Origin of the sequence: Rhizobium sp. NZLR10 (assembly GCF_019685125.1) — a bacterium.
Classification (GTDB): Bacteria; Pseudomonadota; Alphaproteobacteria; order Rhizobiales; family Rhizobiaceae; genus Rhizobium.
On record NZ_JABDWE010000011.1, the window covers coordinates 98299 to 123574 of the forward strand.

The 25276-nt window shown below is 60.2% G+C and carries 22 protein-coding genes; 6 read left to right on the plus strand and 16 right to left on the minus strand.

What is annotated here, in order from left to right; genetic code table 11:
* Positions 1 to 118 precede the first annotated feature (118 nt).
* The 6 genes from urtE to HJB82_RS17920 all read right to left on the minus strand — a co-directional run bounded on the left by urtE (position 119) and on the right by HJB82_RS17920 (position 8103).
* Positions 119 to 814: an urea ABC transporter ATP-binding subunit UrtE gene (gene urtE, locus HJB82_RS17895; protein WP_221140860.1), complete on the minus strand. Its 696-nt coding sequence runs from the start codon at positions 812 to 814 to the stop codon at positions 119 to 121.
* Between the two features lie 224 nt (positions 815 to 1038).
* On the minus strand, positions 1039 to 1794 hold the full coding sequence (urtD, locus tag HJB82_RS17900) for an urea ABC transporter ATP-binding protein UrtD (protein WP_207581526.1): 756 nt from the start codon (positions 1792 to 1794) through the stop codon (positions 1039 to 1041).
* A 5-nt stretch (positions 1795 to 1799) separates the two neighbouring features.
* On the minus strand, positions 1800 to 2963 hold the full coding sequence (urtC, locus tag HJB82_RS17905) for an urea ABC transporter permease subunit UrtC (RefSeq protein ID WP_207581527.1): 1164 nt from the start codon (positions 2961 to 2963) through the stop codon (positions 1800 to 1802).
* Positions 2960 to 4612 (minus strand): urea ABC transporter permease subunit UrtB, encoded by a 1653-nt coding sequence (gene urtB / locus HJB82_RS17910; RefSeq protein ID WP_221140862.1) that lies wholly within the window; start codon positions 4610 to 4612, stop codon positions 2960 to 2962. The genes urtC and urtB overlap by 4 nt, the downstream gene beginning before the upstream one ends.
* 115 nt (positions 4613 to 4727) lie before the next feature.
* Positions 4728 to 6020, minus strand: a complete 1293-nt coding sequence (urtA, locus tag HJB82_RS17915; protein WP_164014049.1) for an urea ABC transporter substrate-binding protein — start codon at positions 6018 to 6020, stop codon at positions 4728 to 4730.
* Between the two features lie 187 nt (positions 6021 to 6207).
* On the minus strand, positions 6208 to 8103 hold the full coding sequence (locus HJB82_RS17920; RefSeq protein WP_221140863.1) for a phosphatase PAP2 family protein: 1896 nt from the start codon (positions 8101 to 8103) through the stop codon (positions 6208 to 6210).
* A 178-nt stretch (positions 8104 to 8281) separates the two neighbouring features.
* Between HJB82_RS17920 and HJB82_RS17925 the strand changes: the two genes are divergently transcribed.
* Positions 8282 to 11668, plus strand: a complete 3387-nt coding sequence (locus tag HJB82_RS17925) for an ATP-binding protein (protein ID WP_207581530.1) — start codon at positions 8282 to 8284, stop codon at positions 11666 to 11668.
* Complete coding sequence (locus HJB82_RS17930; RefSeq protein ID WP_207581531.1) at positions 11661 to 12578, plus strand: response regulator transcription factor; 918 nt, start codon at positions 11661 to 11663, stop codon at positions 12576 to 12578. The genes HJB82_RS17925 and HJB82_RS17930 overlap by 8 nt, the downstream gene beginning before the upstream one ends.
* A gap of 19 nt (positions 12579 to 12597) precedes the next feature.
* Here the strand turns inward: HJB82_RS17930 and HJB82_RS17935 are convergent, their stop codons facing one another.
* The 7 genes from HJB82_RS17935 to HJB82_RS17965 all read right to left on the minus strand — a co-directional run bounded on the left by HJB82_RS17935 (position 12598) and on the right by HJB82_RS17965 (position 19342).
* Complete coding sequence (locus tag HJB82_RS17935) at positions 12598 to 13569, minus strand: D-glycerate dehydrogenase (protein WP_221140865.1); 972 nt, start codon at positions 13567 to 13569, stop codon at positions 12598 to 12600.
* Between the two features lie 240 nt (positions 13570 to 13809).
* Positions 13810 to 14931, minus strand: a complete 1122-nt coding sequence (locus HJB82_RS17940) for a branched-chain amino acid ABC transporter substrate-binding protein (protein WP_207581533.1) — start codon at positions 14929 to 14931, stop codon at positions 13810 to 13812.
* A gap of 120 nt (positions 14932 to 15051) precedes the next feature.
* Positions 15052 to 15405 (minus strand): DUF6867 family protein, encoded by a 354-nt coding sequence (locus tag HJB82_RS17945; RefSeq protein WP_207581534.1) that lies wholly within the window; start codon positions 15403 to 15405, stop codon positions 15052 to 15054.
* Between the two features lie 20 nt (positions 15406 to 15425).
* Positions 15426 to 16169 (minus strand): ABC transporter ATP-binding protein, encoded by a 744-nt coding sequence (locus HJB82_RS17950; RefSeq protein ID WP_221132318.1) that lies wholly within the window; start codon positions 16167 to 16169, stop codon positions 15426 to 15428.
* Positions 16169 to 17044, minus strand: coding sequence for an ABC transporter ATP-binding protein (locus tag HJB82_RS17955; protein ID WP_207581536.1), 876 nt, complete (start codon positions 17042 to 17044; stop codon positions 16169 to 16171). The genes HJB82_RS17950 and HJB82_RS17955 overlap by 1 nt, the downstream gene beginning before the upstream one ends.
* Positions 17044 to 18435 carry a high-affinity branched-chain amino acid ABC transporter permease LivM gene (gene livM, locus HJB82_RS17960; RefSeq protein ID WP_164014065.1) on the minus strand — a complete coding sequence of 464 codons (1392 nt, stop codon included), beginning with the start codon at positions 18433 to 18435 and terminating at the stop codon, positions 17044 to 17046. Before livM ends, HJB82_RS17955 begins: the two co-directional genes overlap by 1 nt.
* A 4-nt stretch (positions 18436 to 18439) precedes the next feature.
* Positions 18440 to 19342 carry a branched-chain amino acid ABC transporter permease gene (locus tag HJB82_RS17965; protein WP_207581537.1) on the minus strand — a complete coding sequence of 301 codons (903 nt, stop codon included), beginning with the start codon at positions 19340 to 19342 and terminating at the stop codon, positions 18440 to 18442.
* Positions 19343 to 19877: 535 nt separating this feature from the next.
* Here HJB82_RS17965 and cysQ point away from each other — a divergent pair.
* Complete coding sequence (gene cysQ, locus HJB82_RS17970; protein ID WP_209882495.1) at positions 19878 to 20675, plus strand: 3'(2'),5'-bisphosphate nucleotidase CysQ; 798 nt, start codon at positions 19878 to 19880, stop codon at positions 20673 to 20675.
* 734 nt (positions 20676 to 21409) lie between these two features.
* On the plus strand, positions 21410 to 22135 hold the full coding sequence (locus HJB82_RS17975) for a sugar transferase (RefSeq protein ID WP_164014068.1): 726 nt from the start codon (positions 21410 to 21412) through the stop codon (positions 22133 to 22135).
* A 452-nt stretch (positions 22136 to 22587) separates the two neighbouring features.
* Here HJB82_RS17975 and HJB82_RS31645 read toward each other — a convergent pair whose 3' ends face one another.
* Entirely contained in the window at positions 22588 to 22860 is a 273-nt protein-coding gene (locus HJB82_RS31645; RefSeq protein WP_259669530.1) for a hypothetical protein, read from the minus strand.
* A gap of 414 nt (positions 22861 to 23274) precedes the next feature.
* Between HJB82_RS31645 and HJB82_RS17985 the strand changes: the two genes are divergently transcribed.
* Positions 23275 to 23550, plus strand: a complete 276-nt coding sequence (locus tag HJB82_RS17985; protein ID WP_007533628.1) for a DUF1153 domain-containing protein — start codon at positions 23275 to 23277, stop codon at positions 23548 to 23550.
* Between the two features lie 20 nt (positions 23551 to 23570).
* Here HJB82_RS17985 and HJB82_RS17990 read toward each other — a convergent pair whose 3' ends face one another.
* Positions 23571 to 24038: a paraquat-inducible protein A gene (locus HJB82_RS17990; protein WP_221116553.1), complete on the minus strand. Its 468-nt coding sequence runs from the start codon at positions 24036 to 24038 to the stop codon at positions 23571 to 23573.
* Positions 24039 to 24171: 133 nt separating this feature from the next.
* Here HJB82_RS17990 and HJB82_RS17995 point away from each other — a divergent pair, with 133 nt between their 5' ends.
* Positions 24172 to 24450: a GNAT family N-acetyltransferase gene (locus HJB82_RS17995; protein ID WP_207581540.1), complete on the plus strand. Its 279-nt coding sequence runs from the start codon at positions 24172 to 24174 to the stop codon at positions 24448 to 24450.
* Positions 24451 to 24709: 259 nt separating this feature from the next.
* Here the strand turns inward: HJB82_RS17995 and HJB82_RS18000 are convergent, their stop codons facing one another.
* On the minus strand, positions 24710 to 25060 hold the full coding sequence (locus HJB82_RS18000; RefSeq protein WP_026188505.1) for a hypothetical protein: 351 nt from the start codon (positions 25058 to 25060) through the stop codon (positions 24710 to 24712).
* Positions 25061 to 25276 lie beyond the last annotated feature (216 nt).

Sequence of the window (25276 nt, forward strand, 5' to 3'; positions counted from 1 at the left end):
TTCCATCGCGCGGATAACGGAAAGCAAGCAAGTCCCATGCCGTCCAGGGATACCCGCAGCGGAGCTGGAAGATTTAAAAGGCGCTCCGCTAGCTGCCGAAAAATGCAGCATTTGCCGGTCAGACGGTCAGGTGACGGCGGGCCTCCGGCGTATCCAGCGTTTCGGCAAGGCCTTCATGCACGATCTCGCCCCGATCCATGATGTAGACGTAATCGGCAAGCTCCCGGCAAAAGTCGAGATATTGCTCGACGAGCAGAATCGCCATGCCGGTGGAATCGCGCAGGTAACGGATGGCCCGGCCGATATCCTTGATGATCGACGGCTGAATGCCCTCGGTCGGCTCGTCGAGCACGAGAATCCGAGGCCGGGTCACCATGGCGCGTCCGATCGCCAGCTGCTGCTGCTGGCCACCGGAAAGATCGCCGCCGCGACGCGATAACATCGACTTCAGCACCGGGAAGAGACTGAAGATGTCGTCGGGAATATTCCGGTCGCGGCGGCCAAGCGGAGCAAAGCCGGTTTCGAGATTTTCCTTGACTGTCAGCAGCGGGAAGATCTCGCGCCCCTGCGGCACATAGCCGATGCCCTGCTTGGCGCGGGCAAAAGGCGGCAGGCCATTGAGTCTGGTATCATTGAAGGTAACGGTGCCGGCCGACAGTGGATGCTGGCCGGTCACGGCGCGCAGAAGCGAACTCTTCCCCACGCCGTTCCGCCCCAGCACGCAGGTGATCTTTCCCATCTCCGCCTTGACGGAGATGCCACGCAACGCCTGGGCGGCGCCATAGTGCAGGTTTACGTTTTCGACTGTCAGCATGATGCCGTCTCCAGAATCTTTGTGGGTCCCAAAAAGACCCCTCCCCAACCCCTCCCCACAAGGGGGAGGGACAAGCTCGGAGCTACCGTCCCACTTCCCAAGAGATCATAAGAAAGCTGGCAATCGTAGCGATGAGCGAGCGCCCAGGTTAAGCCCCTCCCCCTTGTGGGGAGGGGTTGAAGAGGGGTGACACACCCACCAACATTCAATCGACGCATCATCCCTCACCGCCCCAGATAGTTCTCGATCACCTTCGGATCGGAACTCACAAAGTCGATTGATCCCTCAGCCAGGACCGAGCCTTCGGCAAGACACGTCACCTTGACGCCGAGGTCGCGGATGAAGCCCATGTCGTGTTCGACGACGACGACCGAGCGGGTCCTGGCGATGTCCTTGAGCAGGATCGCCGTTTCCGCCGTCTCCGCATCCGTCATCCCGGCCACCGGCTCGTCGACGAGCAGGAGCTTCGGCTCCTGCGCCAGCAGCATGCCGATCTCCAACCACTGCTTCTGCCCATGCGAGAGGTTGGCGGCGAATTCGTCGCGCCGATACGTCAGCCGCACCGTTTCGAGGATTTCTTCGATGCGTGCTTTGTCCCCGCGCGAAAGCCGATAGAACAGCGTCGAGAACACGCCGCGGCGGCGGTTCAGCGCCAGTTCCAGATTGTCCCAGACCGTGTGGCTTTCGAAGACCGTCGGCTTCTGGAATTTGCGGCCGATGCCGAGCTCGGCGATATCGGCCTCGTCCTTTTTGGTAAGGTCGATCATGCCATTGAAGAACACTTCACCCTCATCGGGCCGCGTCTTGCCGGTGATGATATCCATCATCGTGGTCTTGCCGGCCCCGTTCGGGCCGATGATGGCGCGCAGTTCGCCGGGCTCGATCACGATCGACAGCGAATTCAGCGCCTTGAAGCCGTCAAAGGAAACCGAGACGCCGTTAAGATAAAGCACGCTGGTGGGTTTGACGTCGGGGATCATGCTGCTCACTCCGCGGCCTGGATTTTAGGTTCGATGCCGTCTTCCTGCGCCACCGGTGGGGCAGCCTTGGAGACGGCTTTCCGCCTGCCGAGATATTGGGCGATCGTGCCGACGACACCCTTTGGCAGAAACAGCGTGACGGCGACGAAGAGACCACCGAGCGCAAACAGCCAAAACTCCGGGAAGAGGCCGGTGAAGATCGTCTTGCCGCCATTGACGAGGATCGCGCCGATGATCGGTCCGATCAGCGTCGCCCGTCCGCCGACCGCTGTCCAGATGACCACTTCGATCGAGTTTGCAGGAGCGAATTCGCCGGGATTGATGATGCCGACCTGCGGCACATAGAGCGCGCCGGCAATGCCCGCCATCATCGCCGAGACGACGAAGGTGAAGAGCTTGAAATGCTCGACGCGATAACCGAGGAAGCGCGTGCGGCTTTCGGCATCACGCACGCCGACCAGCACCTTGCCGAACTTCGAACGAACGATCGCCGAGGCAAGCAGCAGCGACAGCGCCAGCAAGACCGCGGTTGCCGCAAACAGGGCTGCACGCGTGCCGTCAGCCTGGACGTTGAAGCCGATAATGTCCTTGAAATCGGTCAGGCCGTTATTACCGCCGAAGCCCATGTCGTTACGGAAGAAGGCCAGCAGCAGCGCGTAGGTCATCGCCTGGGTGATGATCGAGAGATAGACGCCGTTGACGCGTGAGCGGAAGGCGAACCAGCCAAAGACAAAGGCGAGCAGGCCGGGCACGACGAGCACCATCAGCGCCGCAAACCACAAGTGGTTGAAGCCGTACCAGAACCAGGGCAGATCCTTCCAGTTCAGGAACACCATGAAATCGGGCAGGATTGGGTCGCCGTAGCTGCCGCGGGTGCCGATCTGGCGCATAAGATACATGCCCATCGCATAACCGCCGAGCGCAAAGAAGGCACCGTGGCCGAGCGAGAGAATGCCGCAGAAGCCCCAGACGAGATCGAGCGCCAGCGCCAGCAGCGCATAGGTCAGATACTTGCCGAACAGTGACATGATATAGGTCGGCACGTGCAGCGGATTGGTCGGCCCGGTCATCAGGTTCAGCACCGGCACGAGAACGGCGACCAGAAGCAGCAGGGCGATGGCAATGACGATCTTACGATCGAGTGATCGGAGAAGGAAGGCCGTTATCATGCTTCCACCGCCCTTCCTTTGAGTGCGAAGAGTCCGCGGGGACGCCTCTGGATGAAGAGAATGATGAGGACGAGCACCAGGATCTTACCGAGCACGGCGCCGGCGAAGGGCTCGAGGAACTTGTTGACGACGCCGAGCGACAGCGCCCCGACCAGCGTGCCCCAGAGATTGCCGACACCGCCGAAGACGACCACCATGAAGCTGTCGATGATGTAGGATTGGCCGAGGTTCGGCGAGACGTTGTCGATCTGGCTGAGCGCCACCCCGGCAATACCGGCAATGCCCGAACCGAGCGCGAAGGTGAAGGCGTCGACCCAGCCTGTGCGGATGCCCATCGACGATGCCATGCGGCGGTTCTGCGTGACGGCACGCATCTGCAGCCCGAAAGCTGACCGCTTGAGCAGCAGGAGCAGCGTTACGAAGACGACCATCGAAAAGACGATGATCCACAGTCTGTTCCAGGTGATGGAGAGCCCGCCGAGATCGAAGACACCGGACATCCAGGTCGGATTGCGGACCTCGCGGTTGGTTGGGCCGAAGATGCTGCGCACGGCCTGTTGCAGGATCAGCGACACGCCCCAGGTGGCGAGCAGCGTTTCGAGCGGGCGGCCGTAGAGATAGCGAATGACGGCGCGCTCGATGACAAGGCCGACGAAGCCGGTAAAGACGAAGGCGGCAGGCACGGCAAAGGCAAGCGAATAGTCCGCCACACCGGGAAAGGTCGAGGTAATGTATTCCTGCACCACGTAGGTGGTGTAGGCGCCGATCATCACCATTTCGCCATGCGCCATGTTGATGACGCCCATGACGCCGAAGGTGATGGCAAGGCCGATCGCGGCAAGCAACAGCACCGAGCCGAGCGACAATCCGTACCAGACGTTCTGGACGACATCCCACAGCGCCAGGCTGCGATTGATCGTGCTGATATCTGCCTGGATCGCCGGCTTCAGATCATCGGGCGCAGTTTCGAGTGTGGTCGTGAGAATGGTCAGTGCATCACGATTACCGCGAGCTGCGATCGTATCGATCGCAGCCTTCTTGTCTTCGACGCTCGCATCCGTCTTGAGCAGCAGCACTGCGCGCGCCGCTTCCATCGTATTCTTGATCTCGGCGTCCTTTTCAGCCGCAAGCGCCGCGTTCAGCAGGTCGAGATTGGCGGGATTGGCGTCTTTCAGCAGGCCCTGCGCCGCCGCGAGCCGCGCCGAGCGGTCCGGGCTCATCAGCGTCAGCTGGCTGGTGGCGGCGCTGATGACGCCGCGAAGTGCATTGTTGATCTTGACCTTGGTCATCAGATCCGGATCGACATCGGCAGCGGCTTCGCCGGTGATCGGATCGGAATAGGTCGGTTCGTCATCGGTGCCGCCCTGGAGGAGCACTGGGCCGCCATCGGAATTGACGTAGAGAAGGCCGGTGCTCAACTGCTGCAGGATCTGGCTGACATGCGGGTCCTTGGAGGCGACCAGCGCCTTGATGGCCGCCTCGCGTTCCGGGAAGTCGCCGGCGCCGAGCGCATCGATGAGCACGTGGATATCGTCCTCTGCCCGAACTTCGCTCGATGTTGCCAGGCCCGGAAATGCGAGGTCGGAAAATGTCAGGCCCGAGAACGTCAGGCAGAGCGTGATGAGGAAAATCTTTATGGCGCGATACATCAGCTTTCTCGCCCTTGAGTGTGTTGGCCTCGCGGCGCAATCGCTGGGACGGAGCTTCCGCCCGGTATCAAACCCGGACGGAAGTCTTCAGGCAATCATCTGACCGGGGTCGTACTCAGGAACCCTTGCCGCCGCACTTGCCGGTAGCGACGTTGAAGTTGCCGCAGGACATCGGCTTGCGCCAATCGGAGATCAGGTCCTTGGAATCAGGCAGGTAATCGGACCATTCGTCGCCGACCACGGCGGGCGTCTGCTGGACGATTTCGAACTGGCCGTCGGCCTGGATTTCACCGATCAGCACTGGCTTGGTGATGTGGTGGTTCGGCATGACGGTCGCATAACCGCCGGAGAGGTTCGGAACGCTGACGCCGATGATGGAGTCGAGAACCTTGTCGGTATCGGTCGTGCCGGCAGCCTGGACGGCCTTAACCCATGCGTTGAAGCCGATATACGCAGCCTCCATCGGGTCGTTCGTCACGCGCTTGTCGTTCTTGGTGTATGCGTGCCAGTCCTTGATGAACTTCTTGTTGGCCGGGCTTTCGACCGACTCGAAATAGTTCCAGGCAGCGAGATGGCCGACAAGCGGCTTGGTGTCGAGACCGGCAAGTTCTTCTTCGCCGACCGAGAAGGCGATGACAGGAATGTCGGTTGCCTTGATGCCCTTGTTGCCCAGTTCCTTGTAAAACGGAACGTTGGCGTCGCCGTTGATCGTCGAGACGACGGCGGTCTTCTTGCCAGCCGAACCGAATTCCTTGATCTTGGAAACTTCGGTCTGCCAGTCGGAGAAGCCGAACGGCGTGTAGTTGGTCATGATGTCTTCTTTCGGAATACCCTTCGAAATCAGGTATGCCTCGAGAATTTTGTTGGTCGTGCGCGGATAGACGTAGTCGGTCCCTTCAAGAACGAAGCGCTTGACGCCTTCTTTTTCCATCAGGTAGTCGACGGCCGGAATGGCCTGCTGGTTCGGAGCAGCACCGGTGTAGAAGATGTTGCGCGAGGATTCTTCGCCTTCATACTGCACGGGATAGAAGAGCAGCGAATTCAGCTCTTCGAATACCGGCAGCACGGATTTGCGCGAGGACGAGGTCCAGCAACCGAAGACGGCGGCAACCTTGTCCTTCTGGATCAGTTCACGGGCCTTTTCGGCAAACAGCGGCCAGTCGGAAGCCGGATCGACGACGACGGCCTCGAGCTTCTTGCCGAGAAGGCCGCCCTTTTTGTTCTGCTCGTCGATGAGCATCAACATGGCGTCTTTCAGCGTGGTTTCGGAAATCGCCATCGTGCCGGAAAGCGAATGCAATACGCCGACTTTAATCGTGTCCTCGGCGGCCACCGCGCCGTGGAATGCGGCCGATGCCGCCATGACGGCACCGAGCGCAGCGCCGGTGATCGTGGATCTGAGATTCATCTGGTTGAGCCCCTCTTCTTGTTCCGCAACAGGCCGGAAACGGAATTTAACTGTTGCCGAGGGGACTATCGGGTGCTGCATCGCAAAAACACATACGCAAAATGACGTAGGCGCGGGGGCAAACGGACAGATCGAAGAAAGCGGCACCCCCCCAGCGGGAGATGCCCTGTCGGTTCTATGCGAAGAATTATTCGTCGATCGTCAAGATGACGGCTGTCGGGCCGTAAGAGAGGCTGGCCTTGTGTTCGGAAACGGTGACCTTACCCAAGGTGCCGACGACACCACCCGCCTTCAGGATCTCGATCTTCGTTCCGGGTATAGGGGTAATGCCATCGGCAAGCGTCACCTCGAGATCGCCGGCGAGCGCAGCCTTGCCCTCGACGGCCAGCGTGCCGGCGCCGTTCGCGCCGAGCGCCAGCTTTACCGTTGCATGGGCGAGCTGCTGATAATCACCGCCTACGATCAAAGGCTTGTCTGCCGCCACGACGAGCGAACCGCCATTGACCGTCAGGGCGCCGGCACCGAAGGCCGAGGGCGATCCAGCCACCAGCGCGCCATCTTCGAGCACGGTGCCACCAGCATAGCTGTTGGCGCCCGAAAGCCCGAGAGTGCCGCTGCCGCGTTTTACCAGCCTGCCTTTGCCGGCGATGTCGTTGCGCCAGGTATCGATCGAATTGAAGCCGCCCTTTGCCGCGTCCATCGTCACGGTGACATCCTGCTCGAAGGCACCGTAACCATCGGCGGCGGCAAACAGGTTGAGACGACCGTAACCTTCCGCATCGTCAATGAGCGGATAACCCGAGGCGATTTCGGTGGTCTTCAGCACGTCGCGGCGCTGTTCGACGTCGAGATAGGGCAGGCGCGTTTCGAGAAGCGCTTCAGCGCCCTGCGGCACGCGAGCCGGCTGATCGGTCGCATGGATCGTCGGCATTCCGTAGCTCAGGCGCTGCAGCACGTAAGCGCGATTGGCGTCATGATCGGCAAAACGGTCTGCGGCGAGCGGCGCCGCGACTGCAAGCGCACCCGCATCGGCAACGCCTGATTTGGCGAGGAGCCATGACTGTGCCCGGGTGTACGCATCGCTCTTCAGCGCGGCATTGTCGGCCTTGTTCAGATTATAGACGACCGTCGCAGTGCCGAGCATCCGGCCACCCATCACGTCGAGAGGGGAATGCATGCCGGCGAGGATGCGATCCTCGCCCAGTTCGCTGGCACGCGTGATCATTTCCTGAAAGCGCTGCGGCACGAGATAGGCCATGGCAAGCGCATCCCGCCAGGCTTCCGCCGTATGCCCGCTCGGGAAACCGCCGTCCTCGACCGGCTTGCCGCTCTTGGCCGGCTCAAGCGTCGGGACGACCAACACGTCCTGGCTCCAGCGATAGGGGCGGCCATATTTGAAATAGCGCTTGGCGGGTTCCGTCGAGCCGTCACCGCTTGCGGCGTTGATGAAATCGATAGCAAGGCCCATGTCCGGGTTTGCATCGGTCTTGTTTTCCGTATCCCGCTTGCTGCCGGCGCCGCGATTGTTGCCCTTGTCGTCATATTTGACCGTCGTTGCATCAGCCGCCACTTCGGTGATCGTGGTGGTCTGCTTCGAGCCGGCTTTCCAGGCATCCGTCAGCGGACCGAGGCCATCGACGATGCTAGCATTCTTGCCGCGCCGGTCGTCGAGATAGGCGGCCACCGCCTGATCGGCCGTCCGCGCCCGCGTCGCATTGACGACATAGGCGATGTTGGCGTCATGGACGGCTTGGTTGACGATATGGCCGTCGGTCTTGCTGGAGGGAATGCCATCCCAATCCGTCTTGGCGACCGCCGGGCAATTGTCCTTGGCCGGGGCTTCGACACCTGCATCGACCAAGGACGTGCGCGGGGTCCAGATTTCAAGGAAGCCGGAGAGGAGGTGAACGGCGGCGTTGGTGTCGACCGTCGAGAAGCAGGCGTCCCCGCGCTTGTTGGTGTTTCCGGCTTCGGCATAGGGCGCTTTCGCCGCCGTGGCCTGATCGGCGCTGGCAAACGAAGGCACGATGGAAACAAGGCAGACGAGGGCGGTGCTCAGGCGGCAAAGGCTTAAAGCAGACATGGAATACCCGAAATAGTTGAACGAACGCGGGGAGAGGCAGAGTTCTTGTGTGACAGGTCAATTTCAAAAATATTGCCATTCTGTGAACCACCCGGCGTCCGCCTCTTGCCTTTCCGCTCCATCCCGCCAAAACTCGCTGGAAGACGATGAGCCCCAACCGGAATGCTGAAAGGAAGACATGGCAGCGCGCCAACGCATCATTCCGGTAAGACGCGAATACAATCGCTGGGTCGCCAACCAGACGCTGGAAGATTATGCGTTGCGCTTCACCGCAAAGAGCGCACGCCATTTCTCTTCGCAACGCATCTCGCAGACGGCGATCGGCGCAATCTCTTTCCTGGCGCTCGAGGCGATCGGCGGCGCAATCACCCTCTCCTACGGCACCACCAACGCCTTTTATGCCATTATCGTCGCAAGCATCGCGATGCTGGCGATCGGCCTGCCGATCAGCCGCTACGCCATCCGCCACGGCGTCGACATCGATCTTCTGACGCGCGGCGCCGGCTTCGGCTATATCGGTTCGACCATCACCTCGCTGATCTATGCGAGCTTCACCTTCATGCTGTTTGCGATCGAGGCTTCGATCATGTCCGGCGCATTGGAGCTCACCCTCGGCATCCCGCTCTGGATCGGATACATCCTCAGCGCCGTCATGGTGATCCCGCTGGTGACGCATGGCGTGCGGCTGATCAGCAAGTTCCAGCTGATGACCCAGCCCTTCTGGATCGTGCTGAATATCCTGCCTTTCATCTTCATCGCCTGTTTGGACTGGGAAAAGTTCGATCTCTGGCGCGCCTTTGCCGGCATCCGCCATGCCTCCGGTCCGCCCGGCACCATCGCCGATTTCGATCTGGTGGAGTTCGGTGCTGCCTCTGCCGTTATCCTGGCGCTGATGTCGCAGATCGGCGAACAGGCCGACTTCCTGCGTTTCCTGCCGCCGGACCCGCAGCGCAAGTGGCGCCATCGCCTGGCTGTTTTTCTCGCCGGACCCGGCTGGGTCATTATCGGCGCGCCGAAACTGCTTGCAGGCTCCTTCCTCGTCGTGCTGACCTTTGCCTCGGGCGTGCCGCTTGATCGTGCCGCGGACCCGGCGCAGATGTATCTGACCGCTTTCGGCTACATGGTCCCCTGGCACAACGCTGCGCTGTTGTTGATGGCCGCCTTCGTCGTCATCTCGCAGTTGAAGATCAACGTGATGAATGCCTATGCCGGCTCGCTCGCCTGGTCGAATTTCTTCTCGCGGCTGACCCACAGCCATCCTGGCCGCGTCATCTGGCTGGTCTTCAACGTCGCGATCGCCCTGCTTTTGATGGAGCTTGGCATCTACCGGCTGCTGGAGGAAACGCTCGGCATCTTCTCGATCATCGCCATGGCCTGGCTCTGCACGATCTCCGCCGATCTTTTCATCAACAAGCCCCTTGGCCTCGCTCCACCCGGCATCGAGTTCAAGCGTGCCCATCTCTACGACATCAACCCGGTCGGCCTTGGCGCCATGACGCTGTCGGCGACGGTGTCGCTGATTGCCCATTTCGGTGCCTTCGGCGAGATCGCCGCCTCGCTCGCTCCCTATATCACCCTCGTCATCGCGCTGATCGCCTCGCCGGTGCTCGCTTGGGCGACGAAAGGCAAGTTTTACCTCGCCCGCAAGCCGCGACACGGTTGGAAGAACCTGACGAACATCACTTGCTCCGTCTGCGAACACCCGTTCGAGCCGGAGGACATGGCCTGGTGTCCGGCCTACGCCGCGCCGATCTGTTCGCTCTGCTGCTCGCTCGACAGCCGCTGCCACGACATGTGCAAGCCGGCCGCCCGTTTCAACGCGCAGGTCGGCACCGTCGCCAAGGTACTGCTGCCCGACGCCATTCTGGGGAAGCTGACGACGCGACTCGGCCGCTACGGCATCGCCGTCGTGCTGGCCTTGACCGCCATCGGCGCAATCCTGGCGATGATCGCCCATCAGGTCGCCGCCGCCTCGCCTGAAACAGCCGAGGTCGTCAACCGCACTATCCTCATCGTCTTCTTCGTCTTCTCGGTGATATCAGGGGTCGTTTGCTGGTTCTATGTGCTCGCCCATGACAGCCGCGTCGTCGCCGAGGAGGAATCCTCGCGCCAGAATACGCTGCTGCTCAAGGAGATCGCCGCCCACAAGAAGACCGACACCGCCTTGCAGAGCGCCAAGGAGACGGCAGAGGCCGCCAATCGCGCCAAGAGCCGCTACGTCGTGGGATTGAGCCACGAACTGCGCACGCCGCTCAACGCCGTGCTCGGCTATGCCCAGATCCTTGAGCGCGACGAAACCATCCCGGCGCCACGTCAATCCTCGATCAAGGTCATCCGCCGCAGCGCCGAACACCTTTCCGGACTAATCGACGGCCTGCTCGATATTTCCAAGATCGAGGCCGGCCGCCTGCAGGTCTACTCCAATGAGATCAACATCCAGGATTTCCTCGACCAGATCGTCGATTTGTTCCGCCCGCAGGCGCAGGCAAAAGGCCTCGTCTTCATCCACGAGCGCTCGCCGGCCTTGCCGCAATTCGTCCGTACCGACGAAAAGCGGCTGCGCCAGATCCTCGTCAACCTGCTCTCCAATGCCATCAAGTTTACCGACGAAGGCAGCGTCACCTTCGATGTCGGCTATCGCAACCAGGTGGCGACCTTCACCGTTGCCGACACCGGCCGCGGCATCACCGAGAAAGATCTTCCCCGCATTTACGAACCCTTCCAGCGCGGCGAGGCCGAAAGCGTGCGGCCGATGCCGGGCCTCGGCCTCGGCCTCACCATCACCCGGCTTCTGACCAACACGCTCGGCGGCGAGATTTCGGTTTCGAGCGTCAAGGACGAGGGCTCGACTTTCCGCGTCCGCCTCATGCTATCGGCCGTCATGCGCGCCGTGGCCGCCGCGCCGCAGGAGAAGCGCATCGCCGGTTATGACGGCCCGCGCCGCACGCTCGTTATCGTCGACGATAACGAAGACCATCGCGAGATGATGCGCGAAATCCTGGCACCCCTCGATTTCATCATGCTGACGGCGGCGGGCGGCGCCGAATGCCTGACGCTGATCGAAGGCATCATGCCGGACCTCTTCCTCGTCGATATCCTGATGCCCGGCATGAACGGCTGGCAGCTCGTCTCGCGTCTGCGCGAGGCCGGCCAGACAGCGCCGGTGCTGATGCTCTCGGCCAATATCGGTGATGCCGCTGTTCTCAGCGACAGTGACGACAGCCACAATGATGCGATCGGCAAGCCGGTCGACATCCGCCAGCTCCGCGACAAGCTCGCTTTGCATCTTGGGTTGAAATGGGTCTATGCCGACGCTGCACCCGCAGTTCCCGTTAAGACCCAAGCGCCGATGCCGAGCCCAGGTGCTGCCCATGTGCAGGAATTGCTGCGGCTCGGTGAGATCGGCTATATCAGAGGCATCGAAGCCAAGCTTTCGGACCTTGCCAGGGTGGAGGCAAATCAGCCATTCACCGAGAAACTTCGCGCCTATGTCGCCGCCTTCGATCTCGCCGGCTTCATGACCTTCCTGCACGACTTCGACGAAAAGGTGGAACCCATTGGCTGAGCCGGCCCTCCCTCGCGACATCGTTCTGCTCGTCGACGACTCGCCCGAAGCGCTCGGCTTCCTGACCGACGCGCTCGAACAATCCGGCTTTTCCGTACTGATCGCCACGTCAGGCACCGCGGCCCTGGGTATCGTCGAGCGCATCACCCCCGATCTCATCCTGCTCGACGCCGTCATGCCCGCCATGGATGGCTTCGAGACTTGCCGCCGGCTGAAGGCGAATGCCGCGGTGGCGCAGGTGCCCGTCATCTTCATGACCGGCCTGACCGAGACCGAACATGTCGTGCACGCGCTGGAATCCGGCGGTGTCGACTATCTCAGCAAGCCGATCAATATCGACGAACTGCGCGCCCGCATTCGTGTCCATCTGCGCAATGCTCGCTCGGCCCAAAGCGCCCGCGTCGCGCTCGACGCAGCCGGCCGCCATTTGCTGGCCGTCAAAGGCGATGGCGCCATCCATTGGTCGACGCCGCAAGCAACACGGCTCGTCAACGCCGCCATGGGCAGCGACGACGGCATGGAAATCGTCGTCCGCCATATCGCGGGCTGGATGCGCGACCGCGCAGCCGCAGTGCGCGATAGCGTTATCTCTATCGCCCATGCCGGCCAGGCGGCGCTGCAACTCGCCTTCCTTGGCGCAATCGGGCCTGACGAATATCTCTTCCGCCTGACCGCCGCCAACCAGCGGCGCGACGACGAGGCACTGCGCCAGCGCTTCTCGCTCACCCAGCGCGAATCCGAAGTTCTGCTCTGGATCGCCAAAGGCAAGGCTAACCGCGACATCGGCGAAATATTGGGACTGTCGGCGCGCACGGTGAACAAGCACCTCGAACAGATCTACGTGAAGCTCGGCGTTGAGAACCGGGCGTCAGCAGCCGTCAAGGCCACGCACGTGCTGCACGAGATGTGAGGACGGGACGACAACCGCATCAAGCCACCCGATCCGGCAGGTCCCTGCCCTCGAAGAATGCCGTCACGTTGTCGACCACCTTCATACCCATGGCAGTCCGCGTCTCTTCCGTAGCGCTGCCGAGATGCGGCAGCACCATGACGTTCTCCATCCGCCGCAGCTCCTTCGGCACGTCAGGTTCCGCCTCATAGACGTCAAGCCCGGCGCCACGAATCGTCCCCGCTTCAAGTGCTGCAATGAGCGCCATCTCATCCACCACGTCACCGCGCGCGGTATTGATGAGAAAAGCATTCGGCTTCATCGTCGAAAGCCGCGCCGCATTCATCAGGTGCCTGTTCTCTGCTCCGCCAGGGCAGTGCAACGAAACGAAATCGGCAGCCGCCAGCACATCCTCGATCGCCGGCAATTGCCGCGCGCCGTACCGCGCCGCCTCCGCGGGATCGACGGTCGAGCGATTGAAGAACACGACGTCCATGCCGAAGCCGAAATGGCAGCGTTGCGCAAACGCCTTGCCGATCCGGCCGAAGCCGATGATGCCGACCGTCTTGCCGGTTACCTTGGTGCCGATCATATGGGTCGGGCACCAGCCCGTCCATTCGCCGCCGCGCAGTTGCCGTTCGCCCTCGCCGCCGCGCCGGGCAACGGAGAGTAGCAGCAGCACGGCGATATCGGCCGTGCAGTCGGTCAGCACGCCGGGCGTATTCGTCACCGCAATGCCCTTCGCCCTGGCGGCTGATATGTCGATATGATTATAGCCGACGCCAAAATTTCCGAGGATCTTAGTGACCACAGGCGCGCCTTCGAAGACGGCGACCGGCAACCGATCGGAAACCGTCGGCAGCACCGCATCATAGGTAGAAAGCGCCAGCCTCAGCTCATATTCGCCGAGCGGACTGTCGTTGCAGTTGAGCGTCACATCGAAACGTTCGGCAAGGACGGCCTCCACCGCGGCTGGCCAGCGCCGGGTGACGAGAATGCGGGGTTTAGACATGGGCGGCTCCACTCGACGCTTCAAAAGGATGACGAGAGTTAAAGCATGTCGCGCAAAAGTGTGCAGCGGTTTTGCGCTAACGACTTGCGTAAAAACAAAGACCTAAAGCGCGAGGAGCGATTCCGAAAGATCGCGACGAACTTTAGACCAGCCCGGCGGAAATTGGAACGTTTCGCAAAAAGAAAGAAGCCCGGTCGGAACCGGGCTTCGATAGTCATCGCTCACAAAGGTAGCGAAAGCTTACTTGCCCTGCGGGACGTAGGTGTACTTGCCGTCCGCGCCCTTCTTCCATTCGTACATGATGTAACCAGGGATCTTCGGGTCGCCCTTTGCGTCGAACGAAATGTCGCCGAGAACCGTCGGGAACGGACCCTTTTCCTTCATTGCCGTGGCAACAGCCTCAGGATCCACCGAACCGGCAGCCTTGGCGGCACCGACGATCGCCTGCATCGCAGCATAGGAATAGAGCGTGTAGGCTTCCGGGTTGAAACCGGCGGCCTTGAACTTTTCGACGAGTTCCTTGTTGGCCGGGTTCAGCGTCGGATCAGGACCGAAAGTGTTCAAGGTACCGGCGACAGCGTCGCCAGCGATCGAGGCCAGTTCGTTCGAAACGATACCGTCGCCCGAAACCAGCGTTGCCTTCAGGCCCTGATCGGCGGCCTGGCGGATGATGAGACCGGCTTCCGTGTGCAGGCCGCCCCAATAGATGATCGAGACGCCGGCTTCCTTCATCTTGGCGATGAGGGCCGAGAAGTCCTTGTCGCCGACGTTGATGCCTTCGTACATGACTTCCGTCAGACCGGCGGCATTCATCGCCTTCTTGGTTTCGTCAGCAAGACCCTGACCGTAAGGTGTCTTGTCGTGAACGACGGCGATCTTGGCGTCCTTGAAGTGATCGGCAAGATACTTGCCGGCGATGGCGCCCTGCTGGTCGTCACGGCCGCAGGTACGGAACGTGTTCCAGAGGCCCCGTTCCGTAAACTTCGGATTCGTAGCGGCCGGGGTGATTTCGAGGATACCGTTTTCGGCATAGACTTCCGAAGCCGGGATCGAAACGCCAGAGTTGAAGTGGCCGATGACGAACTTGACGCCGTCGGCAACGAATTTGTTGGCGACCGAGATGCCCTGCTTCGGGTCGGAGACGTCGTCGCCGAGCTCGAGCTTGATCTGCTCGCCGTTGATGCCGCCAGCAGCATTGATGTCGGCGGCCGCCTGCTCGGCGCCCTTCTGGAGCTGAGCGCCGAACGCGGCGTTCGGGCCAGTCAGCGGACCAGCGACTGCGATGAGGACGTCGGCCCATGCGTTGCCGCTGAAGGCGACCATCGCCGTCAGAGCCACTGCCGACAGAAGAGACTTCTTCATATTGTTACTCCCAATTTTTGGGCGGGTTCCGGTCCAAGGCCCAGCGCACTACCCACCATTGACTGCGCTAGGAAAGCTGTTCCACTCTGAAGGCAATTCATGCCTAGTTTCAACGGACTGTCAATGTTTGTCCTTCCACGAAAACGCGGAAGTTTTTTCATACAGCCAGTAATAGTTGTTGACCATCTGATTGGTGCGGCGAAAGCGGAAGCCGGCCGTCGAGAAGACCAGCAGCATTACGAAATCGATGCAGTAGTAGAGGGTGCTGAGCATCGGCCCATCAAACAGGGCGTGGTGCAGGAACTGCATCGCCCAGGCGAGTAGGAAGGTGTAGACGACAGTCAGCGGATAGTCGTTCCAGCCTTCGGCAACCGCCTTGCCGGCGCGCCAGGCCGTCCAGAAGCCAATCAGCACGACGATCGCGCGGATGATCAAGCGGGCGCCGGTATCGCTTTCGAAGAAAAGTCCCTGCATGTCAAACTCCCCCCTTCGAGCTAGTGTCTTCCGCCTTCGAGATAAGCGGCACGGACTTCAGGATTGGCGAGCAGCTCCTTGCCGGAGCCGCTCATCGTTACCTTGCCGTTCACCATCACGTAAGCGCGGTGCGAAAGCCTGAGGGCGGCAAATGCGTTCTGTTCGACAAGAAACACCGTCAACCCTTCCTGTTCATTAAGCTTCCGAATCGCCTCGAAGATGCCCTTGACGATCAGCGGCGCCAGACCAAGCGAGGGTTCGTCGAGAAGCAGCAGCTTCGGGCGCGCCATCAGCGCGCGGCCGATCGACAGCATCTGCTGCTCGCCCCCCGAAAGGGTGCCGCCGCGCTGGGCATGGCGTTCCTTGAGACGTGGGAAGAGCGTGAATATCTTCTCGACGTCCTCGGCGAAGTATTTGAGATTGTCGAGGCCGGCGCCCATCTGAAGGTTCTCCAGAACCGTCATGCGTGGAAAGATGCGGCGACCTTCCGGCGACTGCGCGATGCGCAGGCGGGCGATTTCATGGGTCGGAAGCTTGGTGATGTCGCGGCCCTCGAAGACGACCGAACCGACACGGGCCTGCGGGCTGCCGCAGACTGTCATCATCAGCGTCGACTTGCCGGCGCCGTTGGCGCCGATCAGGCTGACGATCTCGCCCTTGTTGACCTGGACATCGACGCCGGCCAGCGCACGGATATTGCCATAATAGGTTTCGACGCCATTCACCTGAAGGAGCGGTTGACCCGTCATTACTTCATCGCCCATCAGTTTGCGCCTCCTTCGAGCTGCTCGACGGTTGCGATCACCTCTTCCACTTCTTCATCCTCGACACCGAGATAGGCCGCGATGACCTTCGGATCGTTCTTCACGTGATCCGGCGTGCCATCTGAAATCTTCTGGCCGTATTCGAGGACGACGACGTGGTCGGAGATTTCCATGACCACCGACATGTCGTGCTCGATGAGCAGGATAGATGTTCCGGTTTCAGCGCGGATGCTCTGCAGCAGCGCGTTGAGCGTAGCCGATTCCCGCGGGTTCAGGCCGGCGGCCGGTTCGTCTAGGCATAGCAGCTCCGGGCCGGTGCACATGGCACGGGCGATCTCTAGACGCCGCTGGGCGCCGTAGGGCAGATCGCCTGCCGGATCGTCGGCGCGGTCGATCAGATCGGCCTTCTCCAGCCAATAGCGCGCAAGCTCGATTGATGCGGCCGCCTCCCGTTTGTAGGGACCGATGCCGATGAGGCCGAGGATCGTATAACCCGACGCCTTCATCAGCTTGTTGTGCTGGGCGACGAGCAGATTCTCGAGAACCGTCAGGCCGGAGAATAGCCGGATGTTCTGGAAGGTGCGCGCCACCTTGGCTTCTTTAGTGATGCGAAAGTCCGGCAAACGCTCCAGCAGGTGCTGCTTGCCGCTCTTCTGGTTGAGCGTGATCATCCCCATCGTCGGCTTGTAGAAGCCGGTGATGCAGTTGAAGACGGTGGTCTTGCCGGCACCGTTCGGCCCGATCAGCGCGGTGATATCGCCGCGCTTGGCTTCGAAGGAGAAGTCGTTGATGGCCATAAGACCGCCGAACTTCATCGACAGGTGTTCGACCTTGAGAAGCGTATCGCTGGACATGGTGTTGGTGACGGGGCTCATCAACCATGGCCCTCCTTGATGAAGCTTCCGGATATTGCCTTGCGCGCCTTGAGGAAGGCGGTCGGTTCACGCGAACCGACGAAACCGCGCGGCTTGAACAGCATGACCACGACCATGGCGAGGCCGAAGATCAGCATACGATACAATTCTGGCGTGAAAGTCGGCCCGAAGATCACTTTCAGGAAGTCCATTTCGCGCAGCAACTCGGTGCCGCCGACCATGACGATTGCGGCGATCGCAATGCCGGTCAGAGAACCCATGCCGCCGAGGACGACGATGGCGAGGATGACGGCCGATTCCAAGAAGACGAAGGATTCCGGCGAAACGAAGCCCTGACGGGCAGCAAAGAAGGACCCGGCGAAACCGGCAAACATCGCTCCCGTCGCAAAGGCCGTGAGTTTGGTCGTCACCGTATTGATGCCGAGCGAACGGCAGGCGATCTCGTCTTCGCGCAACGCTTCCCAGGCGCGCCCGATCGGCATGCGGCGCAGTCGGATGGTCACGTAGGCGGTCAGCATGCAGAGCGCCAGGATAAGGTAAAAAAGGAAGATCTTGTAGTAAGCTGAGGACATCGGCAGGTGAAAGAGCTTGGCGAAGCCGCCGGCCGTCGCATCGAAGGGAATGCCGAAGAGCGTCACCTTGGGAATGCTCGAGATACCGAAAGTCCCCTTGGTGACATCCGTCCAGTTGATGATGACGAGGCGGATGATTTCGCCGAAGGCGAGCGTCACGATGGCGAGGTAGTCGCCGCGCAGGCGCAGCACCGGGAAGCCGAGGATGACGCCCCAGAGTGCGGCGAAAATGCCGGAAAGCGGCAGGAGAACCCAGAAGGACAGGCCGAAATGGCTCGAAAGCAGCGCATAAGAATAGGCGCCGACTGCGTAGAAGGCGACATAGCCGAGATCGAGAAGACCGGCGAGGCCGACGACGATGTTCAGCCCCCAGGCAAGCATCACATAGATCAGGATCTGGATGCCGAAATTGTCGACATATGTCAGCGAGCCCTGAGGCCCTTTGATCGCCACCACCACCATGGGATAAAGCAGCAGCGCGATCAGCGCGATCTTTAGGAAATGCCGGTGGAAGAAGCTCTTCTCGGTTGAGATGGCGAGTTCACCCTGTCTCGCCTTTGCCAGCTTGCGGCTGTCGAGATGCGGCCGCAGGAAAACCACCGTGGCGAAGCGGCCGATCGCGGCGACAGCGACGAAGATCGCAAGCAGCCCCCAGCGCTGGACGATGATCAACTCGTTGTTGATGTTCTGGTCGGTCTTGAGGCCGACATACAAAACGAACATGCCGAACGACAGGATGGCGGCGAAAAGAGCTTCGGTAAGGCCTTTACGGACAAGTCCTGCATCGGGCTTGCCTGCGGAATTATCAATGTTTGCCATGACGTTACACCTTCTCGACTTCCGGCCGTCCAAGAATACCCGTCGGCTTGAAGATCAGCACGAAAGCGAGGATGGCGAACGTCGCGACATCCTTGTACGCGATGGTGAAATAGGCCGACCACAGCGATTCGATCAGGCCTATCATCAATCCGCCGAGAACCGCGCCCGGCAATGAGCCGATGCCGCCGAGAACGGCTGCCGTAAATGCCTTGACACCCGGCGTGAAGCCGTCGGCGAACGAGGCGACACCATAATACATCAGGTACATCGTGCCGGCGACGGCGGCCAGTGCCGCACCCATGACGAAGGTGATCGAAATCGTCTGGTCGACATTGACGCCCAGCAGCGCCGCCATCTTGCGGTCCTGCTCCGTGGCGCGCTGGGCACGGCCGAGTGCGGTACGATTGACGATGTACCAAAAGACGGCGAGCAGCACGACCGTGATCACGATGATGACGATCTGTTTCAGCGACACCGAGACGTTGCCGAACTGATAGACCGAGCTGATCATCGGCGGGATCGGCTTGTTGCGCGGACCCTGCGTCACCTGGATGAAATTGGACAGCACGATCGACATGCCGATGGCGGTGATCAGCGGCGCCAGGCGGAAGGAACCGCGCAACGGACGGTATGCGACTCGCTCGATCGTCCAATTCCACAAACTCGTCATCAGCATCGCGACGACAAGCATCGCCAGCAGCAGAACCGCCACCGGAAGACCTGCGAAGATGGATGTGAGGACGAGAAAGACGATAAGAGCGGCGAAGCCACCGAGCATGAAAATGTCGCCATGGGCGAAATTGATCATGCCGATAATGCCGTAAACCATCGTATAGCCAATAGCCACAAGGCCATAGATGGATCCGAGCGTCAGCCCATTGAAGAGCTGCTGGACGAAATACTCCATATGTCGTTTTCCCCTGGATACGAGCCCAACAGGCTGCATCTCTTTTTGGTTCTTTGGTTCCCCGTTTCAGAGAACCTCATAGGCCGAATGCATACCGGTTTCGTTGGAAATGTGAAGACAAAAAGGATTTACTCCGACAAATTCTTGTCCGAACAGGCCTAACTGGCGCATTTTGAACCAAAGTCCACAGAAAATCGGCAAGGAAGGACCTATTTTTGGTCATAAACTGCCAGCGAGTTAACGATCCGAAGATGTCGCCGTCGATTTTCTACGCCGTTCGTCGCACAAGCTATTCCATAGAATTGGAAGATGGCGCAAATTCAAACCCCAACCCAGGTTCTTTTACGAATATCATTTCACCAGCAGACGCCCGATCTTCGTCTGACATCACTGAAAACTTATGGTAGCATCGTGGAACTGCGGTATCGGGGATGCAGCGCGCGACGGGAAGCACCATATCAAGCATGTGGTGAAAGGGATGGTTTGCGGATGAGCGACCGTGGGTGCTCGCCGCATGGCGAACGGCAAAAGGACAATGCTGAGGACATTTGAACGGGCGGCGCTCGAAGCCGGCAAGGCCATTATCACGGTCTTGCGCAATGGCTTCCCGGTCGCCATGAAAGCGGATGCAAGTCCAGTGACGGTCGCCGACGAGGAGGCCGAACGCATCATCCTCGCTCATCTCGCCAGAGATTATCCCGAAATACCCGTCGTGGCGGAAGAATCCGTCGCCGCCGGAAAGGTGCCCGACATCGCCGGCCGAGGCTTCTTCCTGGTCGACCCTCTCGACGGCACGCGCGAATTCGTCGATGGGCGGCAGGAATTCACCGTCAACATCGCCTATATCGAGAACGGCGCCCCGGTGGCCGGCATCGTCTATGCGCCGGCGCTCGGCCTTGCCTTCTCGGGAGAACGGGGGCGGGCGCAAAGGCTCGTCGTGACCGATGATTTCGCGGTTGGCGCACGCGCCGCAATCGCCGTGCGCGAACAGCCGGACGACAGGCTGGCGCTTGCAAGCCTTCGTCACAACAGCCCGGAGACCGGAAACTTCCTCGCCCACCACGCGATCTCCAAATGCACGAATATCGGCTCCTCGCTGAAATTCTGCCTGCTGGCCGAAGGCAAGGCCGACGTCTATCCGCGCTTCACGCGTACTATGGAATGGGACACAGCGGCTGGCGATGCGGTGCTGCGCGCCGCTGGCGGTTCGACGGTGACGCTGGACGGCGCACCGCTGACCTACGGCAAGACCGGAACTGCCGCCGATTTCGACTTTGCCAACCCGAACTTCATCTCCTGGGGCGGCACCAAACGCGTCCTCGAACCGGTGTAGCCACCCGCAGCAATCCCTGAACGTCGGGCAGCGGCGCGATTTCTCGCACCGTGACGATTTCTGCACCTGCCGCGGCAGTCGCAACCGGCCTCAGCTTGGAGCCCGTCCCTTCTCTCCTAATGTCTGCCGGAAGTGTGCAGCGGTTCCGGGACAACAACACGCGCTTGGGAAGCGGGCGCCACGTGATCCAGGTCATATCGTCTTGTCATGATCGAGCGGCTGTCCACGGGACCGGACCGCTGGCAGCGGTCTGAGAGTGATTCGCAAACGGCGTGCGCGGATCAGGTGATTCTGGGGTGCGACGCCGTTTTTCCATCGTTCCGACGCCAGATCGTGACCCGTTCCGCCTTGATTTTGTCATATTCCGACACAGTTTGAGAATGATCGAGCAGCCTCGCTAAAAAGTTTTCGCGTCGGCAATCGTTAAAATTACCGTCTGACGACCGTCGGTCGCGTGCCGAAACAGCACGTCGGAACACCCCTGGAAGCCCTCGCCAAAGGCCTAGAAACCTTGACGAAATTCCAATTATTAACGAAATATCATGAGCTTGCCTCAACTTAACGCAAATGCGAAAGATTTGCTGCGATGCGATATTTCTCTGGACACCATTACACAATTGTCGCATTTTTCCGTTTTAGTAGGGTTACCAAGACCTGAGTGCAGCCCTGGTGACAGGGTAAACCATTGATCGCCTATTGCCGCCGCACCCCTCGAAGACAACAGAGTACGATCCTTGAGCATCACGGAACTAAACAACAGCATTTCGACAGAGTCCTTTAGGCCAAGCCGCCGCCAGCAGCCCAGCCCTAAGATCCAGACCCCTGTCATCCATAGCGATGCGCCGCAGGCGCCGTGGATGGATCTCGTCTTGAAGCGGGCGTTCGACATCGTTTCGTCGTTGAGCGCCCTCCTCGTCCTCGCCCCTTTCCTTCTGTTCGTCGCCTTGCTGATCAAGCTCGACAGCCCAGGACCGGTGCTCTTCAAGCAGACCCGCTGGGGCAAGAACTGCAAGACCATCAAGGTCTACAAGTTCCGCTCGATGCGCACCGATCTTTGCGATGTCTCGGGTATTGCCCAGACAGTGAAGAACGATCCGCGCATCACCCGCGTCGGCGCCATTCTTCGCCGCACGAACGTTGATGAGCTGCCGCAGTTGCTGAACGTGCTGATGGGTCACATGTCCGTCGTCGGTCCGCGCTGCCATGCAATCGGCATGCGTGCCGGCGGCATGCTCTACGAAGAGCTGGTTCCGGAATACCATCAACGCCATGCCATGCGTCCCGGCATGACGGGTCTTGCCCAGATGCGCGGCCTGCGCGGCCCGACCGACCGTCCGGCCAAGGCGCGCGCGCGCATCGTCAGCGATCTCTATTACGTCGGGAATTTTTCGATTGTGATGGACATCCGCATCATTGCCGGAACCGTCGTGTCGGAGCTGACCCGCGGAAAAGGTTTCTAAGCTTTATGAAAGGGACCGGCTGCCTCGGCAGCCGGTCCCGCAATGCTCTGGCGCCCGCCTGCATGCGGCTGACCAAGAGCTTGCGCATTGCGCTCCTCAGATAAGTCCCAGCGTGTGTGACGAGAGACCGAAATGATCGTGACTCATCGCTGCCTTTGCCGGCCGCCGACCAGCGCGCGCATTCGATTTCGCGCCGAGTAAGCCTCGCCGACCGGCTGTCGTCCGAACTGCATCGTCGCAAAACCTTGGCCAGAAGTTCCATGCACCTGTGACGCAGCGCCATCGCGTGCTTGGACATGGGCAAGCGCCTGAAAAGGCGTAGATGTATTATTTCAGGTCATCGCCGTGCGAGCGCGAAGGCGAAGGCACTCTTCAGCGCATGCATCTGAAAGAGCGGGTTGAGGCGGCGTCTTTTGGCAACGCCGCCCGCAATCGCCCCTCCTTACAGAAGATTAGGCACGATCGTCCGCTTCGCCACGGTCACCAATCTGATGCAATAGAAGAAATCGGTCGCCCAGCAAAAGCCGGTCAGGCTTCCCTCCGAGTTGCCGGTCAGCCGGACTTCGATGAAAGCCGTGCGGTCGCTTCTCGGGAAAGCCGAGGGCAAGATAAAAATCGAAGTCCGCAAGCTTTGTCATCTCGCCGAGCCGCTCCTTGCCGCCGTTCGGCGCGACCGGTCCGTGAAGGCGAAAATCCAGCATCCTCAATGCAATCGCCGCGCGCACGCTCACTTCTTTTCATCTTCGTACCACGTATGGCCTGCTTCAACCGAACCCCGCCGCTGGCAGCAAAAGGCTCCGAGCCGGGGCGTTGGCAAAGACGACTTTTGCACTGCATCCGACGAACCAGATCACCAAAAGCGCGAGCTGGACTGATACACCAAAAGGAACGGAGACGATGTCTTGCGCTCAGCCCTATACCCAGCGCCACAAAGATCATCCCGGCAAATCAGTCCTATTTCTTCGGCTCGCCCCCTTTTTGCAGCGCTACAAATTGACGGCCTGCAGAAGGCCGTCCCAGGCCACCGGCCGCGCCAGGGCATCTAAATTTGTTATCAAAGTCTTACGATGAGTTTAGGCAATTTTTAAATGTGGCAAGCTAGAGTGGCGTCCGTGGTCTTGCGTTGTGTAGAGAGTCCAATGACCGAAATGATACGTCCCCGAGTTAAATATGTCATCGGCCCCGATGGCAGCCCCCTGACGATCGCGGATCTTCCGCCGCCCAATACGCGGCGCTGGGTGATCCGTCGGAAGGCAGAGGTTGTCGCGGCTGTTCGCGGTGGCCTGTTGAGCTTGGAAGAGGCCTGCGAGCGTTATACGCTCACGGTCGAAGAATTCCTCTCCTGGCAGTCATCGATCAACAGCCATGGCCTTGCCGGCCTGCGCACCACGCGCATCCAGCAATATCGCCACTGATCGCACGCCATCATCGACATCTATTTCGGGCCGGACGCATCTCCCGTCAGGGAATGAAGAAGGCCCGAAATCATTGACGAGGCGGCGTAACACCAGAGGCCGGGCTGGGTGAAGGCGTTTGCCACCCCCGTTGTCTTCGCCGCCGCAATGACGATCGCGACCAGCAGCACGTCCATCATTGACCACTTGGACAGATGCGGCACGACGCGACGATAGAACAGGCTGCCGGCCCCACCGCCGGCGGTCGTCACTTCCGCGGCAATGCCGATCATCTTCAGAAGCGGGAGCAGAATCGAAACCAATGCGACGATCGCCGCCAACAGCCCATCCCCGCCTTGCCACAGCGACATGACGATCTCGATGAGCGAAGGCGTTCTGTCGAAGAAATACAGCGTCTCGAAATGGACCAGCGGCAGGACCAGGCCGAGCGCCAGGAAGAACGGCGCGGCCACCAGAAGAACGGGGCGGATCATCAAAAGCGCTCTCATTGCGCTGAACCCCGCATCGATCCGACATTTTTCATGAACACTTCGTCTCCCAAAGAATCGCCGCACAGGCTTGGCACGGCTGTGTGGCCGTGTCACCGTCGGCTACCACCATATCTGGTTGCAAGGAATGACAATGGACATTCGAAATGAAGATGGCGCCTCCGGGGGCCGCTATGCAGCCGAGGTCGAAGGGCATGCGGCGGAGATGACCTATTCGCGCGCATCGGCGAAGCTTATCATCATCGACCATACGGCTGTACCCGATGCGCTGCGCGGCAAGGGTGTAGGCCAGGCATTGGCGCTTCATGCCGTGGAGGCAGCCCGAACCGGCGGCTGGAAGATCATACCGCTGTGCCCCTTTTTCAAGGCGCAGGCACAGCGCCATCCGGAATGGCAGGATGTGGTGAACTGATTCTGGCCCGAAGGGGCGGTTTTAAGCCGACGACCCTTCAGACGGCGAAAACACCAAAAGCCATGTATGACGGACAGTGCGCCCGTCATACATGGCTTCTCAGTGGCGATCGCCAGGGCGCCGAAGTCGGCGCCCGCGGTTTTCCTTTACGCCCTAGAACAGGATGATTTTAGGCCAGATCGGCCTAAGATCTGAATCCTGTTCTAAATTGAAGAGTAAGAGCATGATGTCGTCCGAAAACCGCTCACACTTTTCGGCATCATGCTCTGGCGCGGGCGCCGCTGTCACGCTCTTCCAGCGCCGTCGCTCTTGCATATTCGGCCTGCATCTCCTCGAGCGCCATTTCCAGCGTCTCTTCCTGCATCTTCAGTTCCTTGATCGAAACCTGCAGGTTATCGGCCCGCTGACGCGCGGCCTTGGCGAAGGTCGGATAGGCAAAGTGATTCGGATCTGAGATACCGGACTTCTTTTCCTCGACGACGATCTGGCTTTCCAGATCCTTCGTCATTCGTTCGAATTCGGACATCATCATCTGCAACTGCTGCAATTGACGTCGTTTTTCGTTCACCTGAAACTCTTTCAGACGAACGAGGCTCTCTCGCGACTTCATACGCATTACTCCCGTGATGCGAGACCCCGGCTCAACTTGAAACCGCCCTGCGCGCCGCTTTGACACGGTTTGCTAAAAAATTTCCTGCGATATTAACAAATACCTACCGCTGGTAACCTTTCGTTTACGGGCATCGTTAATGATAGGCCAGATGATTTAAGGGTCGGTAAATGCCGCGGCATGAAGTTCGAACCTTTTCATTGGCGAGTCGGATGA